General features: G+C 61.0%; 13 protein-coding genes. 2 read left to right on the top strand and 11 right to left on the bottom strand.

Features of this window, described 5'->3' with window-relative positions; translation table 11 throughout:
- Nucleotides 1-28 precede the first annotated feature (28 nt).
- The 6 genes from SRB521_RS13960 to SRB521_RS13935 all read right to left on the bottom strand — a co-directional run bounded on the left by SRB521_RS13960 (nt 29) and on the right by SRB521_RS13935 (nt 6,054).
- The gene (locus tag SRB521_RS13960; protein ID WP_075704623.1) at nt 29-1,528 is read right to left on the bottom strand and encodes a sodium:solute symporter family protein; all 1,500 of its coding nucleotides are present in this window, start codon (nt 1,526-1,528) and stop codon (nt 29-31) included.
- Nucleotide 1,529: 1 nt separating this feature from the next.
- Nucleotides 1,530-2,180, bottom strand: a complete 651-nt coding sequence (locus SRB521_RS13955) for a 3-oxoacid CoA-transferase subunit B (RefSeq protein WP_075704622.1) — start codon at nt 2,178-2,180, stop codon at nt 1,530-1,532.
- A 15-nt stretch (nt 2,181-2,195) separates the two neighbouring features.
- Nucleotides 2,196-2,852 (bottom strand): CoA transferase subunit A, encoded by a 657-nt coding sequence (locus tag SRB521_RS13950; RefSeq protein WP_058118465.1) that lies wholly within the window; start codon nt 2,850-2,852, stop codon nt 2,196-2,198.
- 132 nt (nt 2,853-2,984) lie between these two features.
- Nucleotides 2,985-4,013, bottom strand: coding sequence for a tripartite tricarboxylate transporter substrate binding protein (locus SRB521_RS13945; RefSeq protein ID WP_116722636.1), 1,029 nt, complete (start codon nt 4,011-4,013; stop codon nt 2,985-2,987).
- A gap of 48 nt (nt 4,014-4,061) precedes the next feature.
- Entirely contained in the window at nt 4,062-5,573 is a 1,512-nt protein-coding gene (locus tag SRB521_RS13940) for a tripartite tricarboxylate transporter permease (protein ID WP_116722635.1), read from the bottom strand.
- Nucleotides 5,574-5,586: 13 nt separating this feature from the next.
- Nucleotides 5,587-6,054, bottom strand: a complete 468-nt coding sequence (locus tag SRB521_RS13935) for a tripartite tricarboxylate transporter TctB family protein (RefSeq protein WP_058118463.1) — start codon at nt 6,052-6,054, stop codon at nt 5,587-5,589.
- Between the two features lie 425 nt (nt 6,055-6,479).
- On the opposite strand from SRB521_RS13935, the gene SRB521_RS13930 reads away from it, so the two are divergent.
- Both SRB521_RS13930 and SRB521_RS13925 read left to right on the top strand, forming a co-directional pair.
- On the top strand, nt 6,480-8,537 hold the full coding sequence (locus SRB521_RS13930; RefSeq protein ID WP_165816333.1) for a sigma-54 interaction domain-containing protein: 2,058 nt from the start codon (nt 6,480-6,482) through the stop codon (nt 8,535-8,537).
- A 51-nt stretch (nt 8,538-8,588) separates the two neighbouring features.
- Nucleotides 8,589-9,761: a thiolase family protein gene (locus SRB521_RS13925; protein WP_033117577.1), complete on the top strand. Its 1,173-nt coding sequence runs from the start codon at nt 8,589-8,591 to the stop codon at nt 9,759-9,761.
- 123 nt (nt 9,762-9,884) lie between these two features.
- Here SRB521_RS13925 and SRB521_RS13920 read toward each other — a convergent pair whose 3' ends face one another.
- From SRB521_RS13920 to SRB521_RS13900, 5 genes are all read right to left on the bottom strand, one after another.
- Nucleotides 9,885-10,727, bottom strand: a complete 843-nt coding sequence (locus SRB521_RS13920; protein WP_129868858.1) for a beta-keto acid cleavage family enzyme — start codon at nt 10,725-10,727, stop codon at nt 9,885-9,887.
- 67 nt (nt 10,728-10,794) lie between these two features.
- Nucleotides 10,795-11,550, bottom strand: a complete 756-nt coding sequence (locus tag SRB521_RS13915; RefSeq protein ID WP_116722393.1) for a nitroreductase family protein — start codon at nt 11,548-11,550, stop codon at nt 10,795-10,797.
- Nucleotides 11,551-11,580: 30 nt separating this feature from the next.
- Nucleotides 11,581-13,119 carry a tripartite tricarboxylate transporter permease gene (locus tag SRB521_RS13910; protein ID WP_116722392.1) on the bottom strand — a complete coding sequence of 513 codons (1,539 nt, stop codon included), beginning with the start codon at nt 13,117-13,119 and terminating at the stop codon, nt 11,581-11,583.
- A 45-nt stretch (nt 13,120-13,164) separates the two neighbouring features.
- Nucleotides 13,165-13,623 (bottom strand): tripartite tricarboxylate transporter TctB family protein, encoded by a 459-nt coding sequence (locus tag SRB521_RS13905; RefSeq protein WP_075704617.1) that lies wholly within the window; start codon nt 13,621-13,623, stop codon nt 13,165-13,167.
- A 131-nt stretch (nt 13,624-13,754) separates the two neighbouring features.
- Complete coding sequence (locus tag SRB521_RS13900; RefSeq protein ID WP_075704616.1) at nt 13,755-14,783, bottom strand: Bug family tripartite tricarboxylate transporter substrate binding protein; 1,029 nt, start codon at nt 14,781-14,783, stop codon at nt 13,755-13,757.
- Nucleotides 14,784-14,812 lie beyond the last annotated feature (29 nt).

The following is a 14,812-nucleotide window of genomic DNA, read 5'->3' as shown; positions in this document are numbered from 1 at the left end:
AATAAATGTAGGAAGTAGGAAAGTCGATTTACGCTGTCTTGCCGAAATGGGCGCCGGCGGCACAGCAGAGCAGACTGACCGCCATACCGAGAAAGAGGGAGTCGAAGGGCAGGGACAGCAGACTGCCCAGCAGGACGGCCAACGGGCCGCCGATGACGGAACAGAGCACCCACTTTTCAGAAATCGGCGCCTTGCAGAAGAGGGCGAAGGTCATGGGGACAAATACCACCGCGCCCCGCAGCCCCATGGAGAGGAAGCCGAAGTCGTTGATCACAGGGCCGGGGACCGATACGGCAATGAGCGCTGCGCAGAGCAGGACCACGATAATGGTGATGCGGGTGACCACCAGACCCGTCCTGGGGTCGTCCAGCCGGCGGGAGAGGCGCTTGAAGATGTCGTTGACCAAGATCGAAGCCACGCCCATGGAGAGACCGGAACCGCCGCCCACGATGGTGATGAAGAGGGTGCCCAGCACCACGCCGCCCACCAGGGAGGGCAGATGGTTCACCACAAACATGGGGAAAGCCTGAGAGGTGGAGGCCATCTCCGTAAGCCCCGGGGGGACGGCCTGACCGAGGGCGGCCAGGGCCTGTACCTCCGCCGTGGTGATGTAGTGCGCCCGCATATAGAGCCCGATGAGAATGCAGGCGATACCGATGGGCGGGATGAGCAGCGCGGAGAGAAGGGCCCCCTTCCGGGCGGCGGAGTCGCTCCTGGCGGACCAGATGGCCTGGGCGTAGGTCTGGGTAGAGAGCACGCCCAGCAGGAGAGAGATGCCGGACCCCACATCCTTGAGGGGACCCCGGGCCACCAGACTGAGAAAGCGGGTATGGAAGGCGTCCGCCCCGCCGGACAGCCCGAGGACCGCGTCCATGCCGGGCGTCTGGCACAGGTCGGAGACCCGCCCCAGAAGGGGGGTGACGCCCCCGCTCAGGGACCAGACGGTGAGGCTGCCCACGATACAGGCCAGATAGAGCAGGAAGAGCTTGACCACGCCGCCCATGCCCGCGCCGGTCACGCCGCCGAAGACGACATAGAGCGTCATGATGGCCACGCTCACCAGGGCCGCAGCCCCCATGCCCATGGGGAAGATGGTGGTCAAAAGGGCGGTGGCGGAGATGACCTGGGCGATGACGCTGATGAAGATGCCCAGGGAGCAGAGGACGGAGCCCCAGTAGCCGGCGGCCTTCCCATAGCGCTGGGAGACGATGCCCAGCAGGGTGGTGGAGCCGCTGTGCCGCAGCGGCACGACGTAGCCCACCGCCAGAAGCAGGCAGCCGATCCCAGCGCCCAGTGTAAACCACCAGGCGGCAAAACCGTAACTGTAGGCGAGCTGAGCCGTGCCTACGGTGGCCTGCCCGCTGACCAGGGAGCCCATGATGGCGCCCGCCACCAGCCAGGGGCCGGAGTTCCCGCCGCGGTCAAAATCCGCGGCGCTCTTTACGCTCCTCCCCGAGTAGACGCTGACGCCCACGATCACGGCCAGCGTGGCCAGGATGCCGGTGATGTGCCAAATGGTGAGCGTCATGTCAGATCATGCTCCCGATCCGGGTGGGAACGATGAGTTCGGCATCCGTCTTTGCCAGGACTTCTTCCACAGTGACGCCGGGGGCCAGCTCCTCCAGGACCAGACCCTCCTCCATGCGGTGGAGCACGCACAGTTCGGTGACGATATAGTCCACCTCATGGGCTGCGGTGAGCGGCAGCGTGCATTTTTTCAGGATCTTGGGCGCGCCGCTCTTGTTGCAATGCTCCATGGTGATGATGACCAAATTGGCCCCGGCTACCAGATCCATGGCTCCGCCCATACCGGGCACCTTTTTTCCGGGGATCATCCAGTTGGCCAGGTTGCCCTCCTGGTCCACCTCCAGGGCCCCAAGCACCGTGGCGTCCACGTGGCCCCCACGGATCAGGCCGAAGGAAGTGGCGCTGTCGAAACAGACGCCCCCGGGCAGGATGGTCACCGGCTGTCCTCCGGCGTTTACCATGTCCTTGTCCACGTGCCCTTCCTCGGGCGTGGGCCCCAGCCCAATGAAGCCGTTTTCCGACTGGAGCGTGATGTTGACGCCCTCCGGCAGATGGTTGGCCACCAGCGTGGGCATCCCAATCCCCAGGTTCACCAGGTCGCCGTCATGAAAGAAGCGGGCGGCCCGGGTGACGATCAATGTTCTGGCATCCATGCAATTGCCCTCCTTTCACAGCTTGACGACGAGGTCCACACAGACGCCGGGCGTCATGACCTCGTCCGGGTCAAGCTGCCCAACCTCCACCAGCTCCTCGACCTCGGCGATCACAAAATCCGCGGCCATCGCCATCAGGGGATTGAAGTTCCGGCCTGCCCGGCGATAGACCAGATTGCCGGAGGTGTCGGCCTTCCAGGCCTTCACCACGGCCACCTCGGCGTGAAGGGGCTTCTCCAGCAGGTAGTCGCGTCCGTCCACTTGGATGACCTGCTTGCCCTCGGCCACCACCGTGCCGATCCCCGTGGGGGTGAGCACGCCGCCCAGCCCGGTGCCGCCGCAGCGGATCCGCTCAGCCAGCGTTCCCTGGGGGACCAGCACCACCTCCAGCGTACCGGCGTTCATCTGCTCCGCCACCTTGGGGTTCAGGCCCACGTGGGAGGCGGTGAGCCGGCGCACCCGGTGCTGGCAGATCAGGGTCCCGATGCCGTCGGTATGGTCGTTGCCGGCGTCGTTGGAGATGAGGTCGATGTCCGTGATCCCGGCTTCCGCCATTTTGACAATAAACTTGTTGGGAGAACCCACATTGGTAAAGCCGGAGAGCATGATGGTCTGTCCGCTTCTGATGTGGGTAAGGGCCTCTTCCACACTGGCCGCTTTGGAACCGTGCATTGCGGTCACTCCTTTGCTAAAATGGAATATAAAAGATGAAATGGAATTTTATCTCTGGTAAAAAGGGTAGAAATGAGGCGGCGGCGCAAAAACCAATTTGCGCGCCGCCTCATTTTCATAGAGGAATAGGAATCAGCCGGCGGACTCGAAGTCCACGGTGCTGTAGAGCTCGTAGTACTCCCGGACCAGGGCCTCATACTCGTCGCCGGTCATATAGGCGGGGGCTTGGTTGGTATTGGTCATGATCTCCTGGAAGGCGGCGTCCTCAAAGGCCGTGGCACAGGCGTCGCGCAGGACCTCCACGATCTCGTCTGGGGTGTCGGCGGGGACGCACAGGCCCATGTAGGAGTCGCACACGGCGTCATAGCCCATCTCCTGAAGGGTCTCCACCTCGGGAGCCACGTCCCAGCGCTGGCTGTGGGCGGAGGCCAGCAGGCGCATGTCACCGCTCTTCACATAGGCGGCGAAGGAGGCCATGTCGCCCAGCGCACAGGGGACGAAACCGCCCAGCACGTCGGCCACGCAGTCGGTGGTGGAGGGATACTGGACAAAGCTGAACTGGGCGCCGGTTTCCTCACCCAGGTCCTTCATGGTCAGGGGCTGGGGATAGCCGGTGGCGCCGAAGCTGATGGGGGACTCTTTGGCGGCCTCGATCAGGTCATCCAGGGTCTGATAGGGGGAGTCCTTGGCCACAACGATGCCGTAGCCGTACTGGCCGAAGGCGCAGAGATACTGGAAGCTGTCGGGGGTATAGGACACGTCCAACTGATAGGGGACCAGGGCCAGCGGAGCCAGGGTGGCCACGCCGATGGTGTAGCCGTCGGCCTTGCTGTTGGCCAGCTCAGTGACACCCAGGCTGCCGGTGCCGCCGGGCAGGTTGGTGACGGTGATGTTGCCGCCCAGGGCCTTGGCGATGGCGTCGCCAAAGGCGCGGGCGCTCAGGTCGGTGCCGCCGCCGGCGGAGTAGTTGACGATCATGGTGATGACGCGGTCGGGGTAGCCCTCAGCGGCGCCGGAAGCGGCGGGCGCAGAGGAGGCAGCGGGGGCGGCAGTATCCTTGGGGGCGGGCGTGCCGGCGGACTGGCCGCCGGAGCAGGCGAACAGGGGGAGGAGCATGGCGGCGCAGAGGAGCAGCGAGAGCAGTTTCGTACGAGTCTTCATAACATGTTGCCTCCTATCAAAAATATGAAAAGGGATTGTGCGCGTCACTTACAGGCCATCCTGCAGGTTCTTGTCCTTCCGCTTGCCGCGGACGATGAAGAACACGGAGAGGATGGTGGCCGCCCAGAAGAGCCAGCACAGGGGGGAGCTGAAGAAAATGCTCCAGTCGCCGCTGTTGAGGATGAGGGCCCGGCGGAAATTCTTCTCAAAGAGGGGCGAGAGAATGAATCCGATGAGCAGGGTGGCCATGGGGAACTTGAACTTGGAGAGGATGTAGCCGATGACGCCGAAGAAGAGCATGATCCACACGTCGTCCAAGTTGGAGTTGAGGGCATACACACCGATGACGCAGAACGCCAGCACACAGGGGAAGATGATGGTGGTCTCCATGCTGCAGATTTTGGTAAAGGCCCGATAGATGAGCAGCGTGATTCCCAAGAGGACGATGTTGCAGAGGATGAGGCCGGCATAGACGTTGTACACGGTCTCGGGGGACTCGGTGAAGATCAGGGGACCGGGGGTGAGGCCCTGGACCAGGAAGGCACTGATGAGCAGGGCGGCGCCGGTGTCGCCGGGGACACCCAGGGAGAGCAGGGGGATCATGTTGGCGCCGCAGACGGCGTTGTTGGCCGCCTCTGCTGCCGCCACGCCCTCGAGGGCGCCCTTTCCGAACTGCTCGGGGTGCTTGGCCGTCTTATGACCCACATCATAGCCGATGTAGCAGGCCAGGGAGGGCCCCAGGCCCGGCAGGGCGCCGATGGCGCAGCCCAGCGCAGAGGACCGCAGCCAGTGTGGCAGGCAGAGCTTGAAATCGCTTTTCAGGAACCGGGTGTCATCTTTGCAGGATGGCTCGGGGAGCTGGGCGCTGGTCTGACCGAGGGCCACGGTCTCCACCTGCTTGAGCACCTCGCTGAGCGCCAGCGCACCGATGAGCATGACCACCAGGTCGATGCCGCTGGAGAGCTTCAGGCTGCCGAAGGTGAGCCGGGGGATGGTGTAGGAGGCGTCCATGCCCACACAGCCGAAGAAAAGGCCGATGCAGCCGCCCAGGAGCCCCTTGGTCAGGGACTTGCCCGCCGCCGAGGCAATGATGGTCAGGGAGAAGAGCATCAGCACCGCGTACTCAGCGGGGCCGAACTTCAGGGCGACCTTGGCAATGGGCTGGGCGATGATGACCAGGATGATGCTGGAGAAGAGGCAGCCAAAGCAGGAGCTGAACAGGGCTCCCTTAATGGCCTTGCGCGCCTTGCCCTGTTTTGCCAGGGCGTATCCGTCGGTCACGGTGGCCGCGGCGGATACTGTGCCGGGGGTGCCGATGAGGATGGCCGACATAGAGCCGCCAAAGGTGCCGGCGTTATAGGCGGCCAGCAGCATGATGAGGGACTGGGTGGGAGTGAGATAATAGGTGAGCGGAATGACCAGGGCGATCGCCATGGTGGCGGAGAGACCGGGAATGGCGCCCAGAATCACACCGACGAGGACGCCGCCCACCAGGTAGAGCAGGTTTTCCGGCTGTAATACGGCTACGAATCCGTCAAAGAGCATACTTAATGCGTCCATACATTCTCCTCCTTTAAGGCATGTGCAGCTGAAGCCCGTAGGTGAAGCCGACGTAGATGATGATAGGCAGGAGCACCGACGGCAGAATGATTTTCAGCTTGTTGCGCTGCCCATAAAGAGTGATGAGCACGGCCAGGAAAACCATCGTGGCGGGAATATAGGGGATGAAGTGAAGGATAATGACATAAAGGATCACGATCCCCAGGGTCAAAAGGACCAGGCGGGTCTCCTTCTTGCCGAGGGAATAGGTCTCCTCATCCTCCTGCTTTGGGGCTTTCCCCTTGCGCCAGCCGCTGGCAAACAGCACGATGCCCAGCACGGTCATCAATCCCGCGATGATATTGGGGAAGAACCGGGGCTGGGGGTAGGCATTTTTGACGTAGGCGATCTGTGTCGGGATGATGACCGCCAGAAGGAGAACGCCCAGGACGGTAAATACCACACCCAGGATTTTTTCTGCCTTGCTTTCGTTCAGAACCATTCTTTTCCTCACGTCCTCTCTGTGATTGAATCGTATCGCGTTGGCGCCGGGAACCCTGCTGGCCCGGCGGACCGGGTATTCTGACACCTCCCTTCCTTATACACGCTTCCTGTTCCGGAAAAATGGATTGACAAAGATAAATTAAGCAAATGGCATGCCAAAATGGAGAATTGGCACATGGATTGCATGAATAAAAAAGAGAAAAGCCTTGGAAGGACGGAATTTCGGCAGGGCAAAAGGTTGAAAATTTGACAGGAGGAACAAAAATAACCGGGATTAAAACAAATTAAAGCGGATTATATTGCCGGATGACGGCTGGGAAGAAATGATTTAATATCGATTAATGCGGATTAATCACGCCTTTTGACAGAAAGGAAAACAGGATGGAAAGAGGATACCAAGAAAATTCCAAGCGGCTTCTGTGTGTGACGGGGACAGAACAAATGTCCCGGCATTTGCTGTCCCACACCAGGTCTGTTTTCGGGGACAGGCTCGGGGTAGCCTGTTTTACCCGAAATGTGGACGAGCCCTCTCTTTTCAAGGAGTACTGTGCGCGAAGGCCCGGGATCATCATCGGGCTGTCGGAGGAGTCGGTGGAATATGCGCGGGCCCGTTCAGAGGGAATCCCCATCATCAACGCCCGATTTTGCCTCCATGAGCCCCGAAACATCGATAAGCTCTTCCTCTTGCCGCCGGGCAAGGAGGTCCTGGTCATCAATAAGACCAAGCTCCACACGGAGGAGACGATCCGGGCGCTGGAGGATATGGGCATCCGCCACATCCGGTATGTCCCCTATTACGAGGGCTGCGCCGAGGATGTTTCCGGGCTGGACACCGCCATTTCTCCCAGTGTGTTCAACTACGGACCCCAGCACATCACCAACCGGATCGACATCGGATTCCGGGGCATCACCATAGAGACATGCGCGGCCATCGCTGAGGCGCTGGACATGCCCAAGGATTATTTGAACAACTATATCAATATCCAGAGGAACGTACTGACGCAAACCTTTAAGCATCTCAGCGAAGAATACCTACAGGCCCAGCACCTGAAAAACACGCTGCAGTCCATGATCGACAATCTGGATGAGGCCATTGTGGCGGTGGACCAGGAAAACCGGATCGTGGCGCTCAACGCTCTGGCCGTGGAGCTCTTTCAGCTCGACGGGGAGACGGCGCCCGGGAATCCCTTCGAGTGGCTTGTCAAGCACAGCTATTTGGAGCAGGACATCCTGGACACGCCGGAGGATTGGAAGACCGTTGTGAACATCGGAGAGCGCCAGTGCTATATGACCTTTGCGTCCGTGGAGCTCTCCGGTATCACCACCCGGATCGTACGCTTCCGGGATGTAAACCGTGCCCAAGCCAACGATTCCAACATGCGCCGGCTCCTCTACCAAAAGCATAAGGGACATGTGGCGAAGTACCATTTTGAAAACCTCTGTATGGCGGACAGCGCCATGCAGAAGGTGGTGGGCACGGCCAGGAGCCTGGCCGCCACGAATTACACCATCCTCATCACCGGCGAGAGCGGCACCGGAAAGGAGCTGCTGGCCTCCTCCATCCACAATGCGTCCGCACGGGCAAACTGCCCCTTCGTGGCCGCCAACTTTGCGGCCATTCCGGAAAATCTCATCGAGAGCGAACTCTTCGGCTATGAGGAAGGGGCCTTCACCGGTGCGAAGAAGCACGGAAAGGCCGGGCTCTTCGAGCTGGCCCACACAGGGACCATTTTCCTGGATGAGATCGGCGACGCCTCCCTCTCCGTTCAGGCCCGGCTCCTCCGGGTGCTGGAGGAAAAGGAGGTCATGCGGGTGGGGGACACGAAGGTCACCCCCATCGACGTCCGGGTCATCGCCGCCACCAACAAGGACCTCCGGGAACTCATCCGGCAGGGACAGTTCCGGTCCGACCTCTACTTCCGCATCAATGTGTTCCAGCTCATGCTGCCGCCCCTGCGGGAGCGGACAGAGAGCATCTTCCCGCTGATCGGCAGCTTTTCCAGGGGGAAGATCGCGCGGGAGAGCTTTACAGAAAACGCGATACATATCATAGAGACCTACGACTGGCCGGGCAATCTCCGGGAACTGCGGAACATGGTGGATTACATCTCCATCATGCGCAGCCGGAAGAAAAAGATCGATGAGGATCAGCTCCCCATCGACATCACGGCGGCGGCCAGCCAGGGCTACCAGCCCTATTGTCCCTCTATGGAGCAGGTGATCAGCCGCTTCGGCCGCCCGCTGGTGCAGACGCTCCTGGAGCTGCTCGCCCAGAACAAAGATGGAGAGATTCGCTACAGCCGCTCGGATATTCTCCAGTACCTGCAGGCGCGGAAGCTGCGCTGCTCCACCACCATGCTGCGCGCCATCCTCTCCGAACTGGAAGGGCAGGGCATGGTCCTGGCGGGCAAGACCCGGCAGGGGACCCGGCTGTCCGCATCCGGGCAGCGGTATTTGGACGCCCTGCATGCGGAAGAGTGAGTCCCCCCCTTGCGGGGTTCTCGATTGACAGAAATTGAAGGAGGAAAAATCATGAGTCAAACAGTGCGGGAAGTTGTTGTGGCGGCCTACGGGCGCACGGGGATCGCCAAGGCGCGAAAGGGGGGGCTGCACCTTACCCATCCGGTGGATTTTACCGGGCAGCTGCTGGCGGGCGTGGTCCGCAAGGTACCCCAGTTGGCTGTAAGTGAAATCGACGACGTGGTGCTAGGCTGCGCCCGGCCCCAGGAGATCCAGTGCTCCAACATCGGCCGCCTGTCGGCGCTGCGGGCGGGCTTCCCGGCCAGCGTACCGGGGCAGACGGTGTCCCGGCTGTGTTCCTCGGGCCTGCAGGCCATCGGGAGCGCGGCCAATTCCATCGCGGTGGGGGAGGCCGATGTGATCGTGGCCGGCGGCGTGGAGTTCCTCACCTCTATCGGAATGGGGACACCGGAACAGTACCAGTGTAAAGAGCTCAAGGAGATTGACGATGGCCCCTATCTCTCCATGGGTATAACAGCGGAAAATGTGGCGCGGCGCTACGGGGTGAGCCGGGCCGAGATGGAGGCCCTGGCAGTAGAGAGCCACCGGCGGGCCCATGCGGCGCAGGAGGCCGGCGTGTTCGACGCCGAGATCGTGCCGGTAAACGCGGTCCAGGAGGACGGAAGCACTGCGCTTTTCCGGCGGGACGAGGGGATACGGCCCGGCACCACGGCGGAAAAGCTGGCTGAGCTCAAGCCATGCTTCCTGGAGGACGGGCTGGTGACGGCGGCCACGTCCTCCCAGGTCAGCGACGGCGCGGCCGCCGTGGTCCTGATGAGCCGGGAGAAGGCGGAACAGCTCGGCGTGCGCCCCATCGCCCGGTTCCTGGGCTTCGCGGTGGCGGGGGTGGACCCCTCCTATATGGGGATCGGCCCCATCTACGCCGTACCCAAGATCATGGCCCGTACCGGACTCACGGTGGCGGATATGGATGTGATCGAGCTCAATGAGGCGTTCGCGGCCCAGGCCATCCCCTGTATCCGGGAGCTGGGGATCGATACCCAGCGTCAGCTCAACCCCAACGGCGGCGCCATGGCGCTGGGACATCCGCTGGGCGCCACGGGGGGGATTCTCACCTGCAAGCTGCTCAACGAACTCACCCGGCGCCGCGGGCGCTACGGCCTCGTGACCATGTGTGTGGGCGGCGGTATGGGAGCCGCCGGGATCTATGAGATGCTGGACTGACGGACAAAAAACAAGGAGAGCGGGACAGCCTTAAGGCTGTCCCGCTCTCCTTGTTGGGAGGAAAATAAAGCAGAAGGATGGAAAAAACACGGCTTGTATCCGCGCTCAGGGAGGTTGGAGTCTTTAAACGTGCTTGGTGAGGTGGAGGATCTCCCGGGCGTCGGCAGCGGTGGCGATGGTGCGGCCGGCCAGCTCGCCCAGCTTGCAGGCCCGCTCCACCAGCTGCGCGTTGGTGGCCAGGACGCCCTTCTCCAGGAAGATGTTGTCCTCCAGGCCCACCCGCAGGCCGTCGCAGCCCTCGGCCAGGCCCAGCAGCATGCAGGGCAGATGGTCTTTACCGATGCCCGTGATGGACCAGGTGGAGCCGGGGAGCATCTTGGGCAGCAGATAGGCCAGCGAGTCGGCGTTGCCCGGCATGCCGCCCGACACGCCCAGCACGAATTGATAGTGGACGGGGGTGGCGAGGAAGCCCTTCTTCATATAGTAGGCGATGTTGCCCATCATGCCGCCGTCAAAGACCTCGCACTCAGGCTTGATGGCCTCCTTCTGGCAGAGGGTGCCCAGGCGCTCCAGGAAGGAGGGGCTGTTGGCAAAGATGTAGCTGTTGGCCCAGTTCATGGAGCCGGGGTCGTAGGAGCACATCTCCGGCTTGAGGATGGGCAGGTGGGCAAGGCGCATATCCTCGGAGAACTTGGAGCCGGAGGAGGTGAGGTTGAGGACGGCGTCCAGATTGGCCTTGGCCAGCTCCTCCCGAACCAGGTTGACCACGTGGCAGAAGCGCTCGGTCTCCATGGTGTTCTTGCCCTCGTCGTCCCGGACGTGGATGTGGATGACGGAGGCGCCGGCCTTCACGACGGCCACGGCGTCGGCGGCGATCTCCTCGGGTGTGACGGGCACGTAGGGCGTCTGGGATTTCATGGTGCCCGCCCCGCAGAGTGCCGCGGTGATGATGAGTTTTTTGCCCATACAGGGATAGATCTCCTTTCTAGGGTAGGATGCACAGTCTGGGACTGCGGCGAATGGCAGAAGGCGATTACACAGAGGGCTCCGTCTTTGTCAGGAAGCCGGCCTCCTTCAGGTACTCGCCCACCGCATACCGGGGCTTGGAGGAGATGGCGTGCTGTCCGCGGGCGATCCAGCCGAACTCGTTGGGATCGCTGGTGTGCTTGAGGAAGTATTCGCGGACCTCGTTGTCATAGGCAACCAGCGCGTCGGGATCTGGGAGGGCGGGATAGCGGTCCACCGCGTGGATAAACCGGGTCTCGAAGCGTGGGCGCTGCACGGGAACGGACTCAGGATAGCCCAGGCAGAGCACGTACAGCGGGAATACCAGCTCCGGCAGGTCAAAGAGGCGGGCCATTTTGGCGGTCTCATTGCGGACGCCTCCTACGATCACGCCGCCAAGACCAAGGGCCTGCGCCGCGATAAAGGCCCGCTGGGCCACCAGAGAGGCGTCAGAGACGGCGACGGTGAAGAGCTCCGCATTGTGCAGTACGTTCTGATCGGCCGGGTGGAGGAGCTGGTCGTCCCGGTGCAGATCGCCGCAGAACAGGAGCACCAGCGGGGCGTTGACCAGCCACTTTTGCCCGCCGGAGAACTCCATCAGGGCGGCCCGCTTCTCTTTGTCTTCCACCTGAATGATGGTATAGGACTGAAGATAGCTGGAGGTAGGCGCCCGCTGCGCGCAGTTCAAAATGGTGTCCACCACCTCCTGGGAGACCGGTTTGTCCTGATACTGGCGGACAGAGCTGTGAGCGAGCAAAAGATCGATGGTTTCGTTATGGATCATAGTGATGTTCCTTTCTGGGAAATTTTCAGATTAGTCTTTCTCTGCGGACGTATCCGCACCTTTGGCAGAGTTTAGTTTTGCATCCATGGTATTGGACTGTTTGTTTTTGACCAGCATCCAGGTGGTCAGCACGATGGCAGCGACCCAGATGCCGATGCTTAGGGGGCTGGAGAAGAAGCAGAGGGGATCCATATTGCTCCCGATCAGGGCCCGCTGGAAGTTGTTCTCGATGATGTTGCCCAGCACAAAGCCCAGGACCATAGGAGCCATACTGAAGCCAGCTTTGATGAGCAGGAAACCGACTGCGCCGAGGATCACGATGAGGAACAGGTTGTAGTAGGTGGAAGCGGCCGCATAGACGCCGCAGATACACATGACGATGACAAAGGGCATCAGGATCTGAGTGGGGACGGAGAGGATATAGGGGAACAGCTTGCTGCCCAAAAGACCAAACGCCCACATAAACAGATTGGCAATGATGAGGACGATAAAGAAGAAGTACAGCATGTCGGCGTAATTGGTGACAAAGGTCACGCCGGGGGTCATGCCGTGGATCATCAGGGCGCCCAGCAGGATGGCGGTGACGGAGTCGCCGGGGATACCAAGGGTGGTAAGCGGGATCATGGCACCGCCGGTCACCGCATTGTTGGACGACTCGCAGGCGATGACGCCCTCCGGAGAGCCCTTGCCGTACAGCTCGGGATGCTTGGAGGAGCGCTTGGCCTCGTTGTAGGCCATCCAGGCGGAGATGGTGGGGCCGGTGCCGGGGATCGCGCCAATGACGGTGCCAATTACACAGGACTTGAAGAGAATCCATTTGATATGGATATAGTCTGCGAGTTTGGGGGGATAGAATTTGAAGTCGGTAATGGTCCCCTTCTTCTCCCGGCCGATCTCTTCCGCCTTATTGAGGACCTCTGTCACGGCGAACAGACCAATGAGGCCGGGGATCAGGGAAATGCCGGAGATCATCTGGACAGAGCCGAAGGTGAAGCGGGTCATGCCGGTGATGGCATCCTGGCCGATCATGGCCATGCACAGGCCCAGAAGGCCGGAGGCGATGCCCTTGCAGAGGTCCTTGCCGGAGACGCCGGCCAGACAAGTCATGCCCATCATGGCGATGGCAAAGTACTCGGGCGCGCCGAACAGGTAACCCATTTTACCGATCAGCGGTGCAAAAAACAGCAGAACCAGAGCGGAAAAAATGCCGCCGATCATGGAAGAGGTGACAGAGAGGGAGAGTGCCTTGCCAGCCAAGCCCTGTTCCCGCATGGGGTAGCCGTCCACACAGGTGGCCGCGTTGCCAGGGGCGCCGGGTGTTTTGAGCAGAATGGCGGGGATGCTGCCCGCGTAGTAGCCGCCGCAGTAAATGCCCAGCAGAAAGCCGAAGGCGGGGTAGCGGGAAAGCGCAAACGTCAAGGGGGTAAACATGGCGAGTGCAGTGGTGGCGGTCAGACCTGGAATGGCGCCAAACACGATGCCGACGGCAACACCGAGGATAATGAAGAGCCAAACCTCAGGGCTGGCCAGGTGGGCAATGCCTGCGGCGAGGTTTTGCAGTATGTCCATATATAGTTTCTCCTTTCCGATTGACCCAGTTCGTCGGTGTCGCTGTTAGAAGCGTACGCTCATGATCTGAACGAAGAACAAGTACAGCACAGCAGTACCCGCGACACTGATGATCACCATGCGAAGCCACTTCCGCTCACCGAACAGCAGCATGGCAAGGAAAAGAAAGACAGGCGTGGTGAATAGGAACCCAAAGGCGCGAAGTGCAAAAATATAAACTAGAGTTAGGACGGTAACCGCGGCGACGTTTACCAGGTGCATGTCGATCACACGGTCCAGCTCAGCCGCAGAGTCCTTCTTGGAAAGGAACATCTTAAAAAGGGCCCTGCCCAGGATGATGGCGCCGCAGATGAGAATGCAGGTGAATACCGCGCGAGGATAGACTCTGGGGGAGAGGCCGCTGGATGCAGCGGATACTTTCCAGGTGGACGTCTCATACCAACCCCAGAGGGCAAACAAGATAAGTACCGTACCTGAGATACAATCCATGTATTTCTTCTTCATAATTCTCTGGTCTCCCTTCCAACGGACATTAGGATTTGACGAAGAACGGGCCTGCCCGGCCACGACGTTCTTGCATTGGGCTGGGCAGGCCGCTGTTCCTGCTGACTTAGATGGAATACCGAGAATATGAATCAGGAGAGGACGCCCAGGTCCTTCAGAATCCCCTCGTACAGGGCAAAGTCTTCCGGGATCCGGGCAGCGAAGTCCTCAGAACTGGTGAAGCTCATGGGGAAATCCAGCTTGGTAAAGGAGTCCTGCACATCGGCATTTTCCATGGCGGCGCCTACGGCATCGGAAAGGCACTGCGCCACAGCGGGGTCCATGTCGGCAGGGCCGACGATGCAGAAGTAGACAGAGGCGGGGAAATCATAGCCCAGCTCTTTAAAGGTAGGGACGTCAGGATAAGACGGGTTGCGCTCGTCGCCGGTAACGGCCAGCAGGCGGACGCTGCCGTCATTGGTAGAGCTCTTGAAGGTGGGCAGGTTGACGGATACGGCGTCAATGTGGCCGCCGATCAGCTCGGCAATGGCGGCGGGGGAACTGCTGTTGGGGGAGTGGTTCCACTGTACGCCGGCCTGCTGGCCAACGGCGGCAACCAGAAGATGGGGGGTGCTGTTGGCGCCGGGGGAAACATAGGTCACGCTGCCGGGGGCGGCGGCGGCCGCGTCAATCAGGTCCTGCAGGGTCTCATAGGGGCTGCTGGCGGCAACTCCGAGAGCGATGGGAATCTCGGAGACGATGCAGATGGGAGTGGTGGTCTCCCAGGTATAGCCCACTTCGTTGATCTCGGGATTGATGAGGTAGCCGCCGTTGGAGCAGATGGCCAGCGTGTAGCCATCGGCCTTGCTGTTTACGGCCTGGGAGGTACCGGTGGTACCGCCGCCGCCCTCCACATTCTGTACGATCACGTTGACACCAAGGTCATCGCTCAGCTGAGTGGTCAGGGCGCGGGCCAGCAGATCGGTGGTGCCGCCGGCGGCATAGGGAACGATGAGGGTGATGTCCTGCTTGGGGAAGTCCAGCGTGGCGCCGTCCGGAGAAGTCGAAGCGGGAGTTCCGGTGGAAGCGGGCTGGTTGGAGCCGCCGGAGCACGCTGCAAGAGAGAAGAGCGTGGCCGCTGCCATCAGGGAAACCAAGAGCCGTTTGCAAGTCTTTTTCATGATAGTTCCTCCTCTTATATTTCCGCGGC

The organism is Intestinimonas butyriciproducens, assembly GCF_004154955.1.
Classification (GTDB): Bacteria; Bacillota; Clostridia; order Oscillospirales; family Oscillospiraceae; genus Intestinimonas; species Intestinimonas butyriciproducens.
The sequence above is the reverse complement of the archived record's forward strand: the minus strand, read 5'-3'. Positions and strand labels throughout refer to the sequence as shown.

Excerpts from the sequence above, each read along its gene's own strand:
- SRB521_RS13960 (WP_075704623.1), bottom strand. The coding sequence starts at position 1,528 with ATGACGCTCACCATTTGGCACATCACCGGCATCCTGGCCACGCTGGCC.
- SRB521_RS13955 (WP_075704622.1), bottom strand. The coding sequence starts at position 2,180 with ATGGATGCCAGAACATTGATCGTCACCCGGGCCGCCCGCTTCTTTCAT.
- SRB521_RS13950 (WP_058118465.1), bottom strand. The coding sequence starts at position 2,852 with ATGCACGGTTCCAAAGCGGCCAGTGTGGAAGAGGCCCTTACCCACATC.
- SRB521_RS13945 (WP_116722636.1), bottom strand. The coding sequence starts at position 4,013 with ATGAAGACTCGTACGAAACTGCTCTCGCTGCTCCTCTGCGCCGCCATG.
- SRB521_RS13940 (WP_116722635.1), bottom strand. The coding sequence starts at position 5,573 with ATGGACGCATTAAGTATGCTCTTTGACGGATTCGTAGCCGTATTACAG.
- SRB521_RS13935 (WP_058118463.1), bottom strand. The coding sequence starts at position 6,054 with ATGGTTCTGAACGAAAGCAAGGCAGAAAAAATCCTGGGTGTGGTATTT.
- SRB521_RS13925 (WP_033117577.1), top strand. The coding sequence starts at position 8,589 with ATGAGTCAAACAGTGCGGGAAGTTGTTGTGGCGGCCTACGGGCGCACG.
- SRB521_RS13920 (WP_129868858.1), bottom strand. The coding sequence starts at position 10,727 with ATGGGCAAAAAACTCATCATCACCGCGGCACTCTGCGGGGCGGGCACC.
- SRB521_RS13915 (WP_116722393.1), bottom strand. The coding sequence starts at position 11,550 with ATGATCCATAACGAAACCATCGATCTTTTGCTCGCTCACAGCTCTGTC.
- SRB521_RS13910 (WP_116722392.1), bottom strand. The coding sequence starts at position 13,119 with ATGGACATACTGCAAAACCTCGCCGCAGGCATTGCCCACCTGGCCAGC.
- SRB521_RS13905 (WP_075704617.1), bottom strand. The coding sequence starts at position 13,623 with ATGAAGAAGAAATACATGGATTGTATCTCAGGTACGGTACTTATCTTG.
- SRB521_RS13900 (WP_075704616.1), bottom strand. The coding sequence starts at position 14,783 with ATGAAAAAGACTTGCAAACGGCTCTTGGTTTCCCTGATGGCAGCGGCC.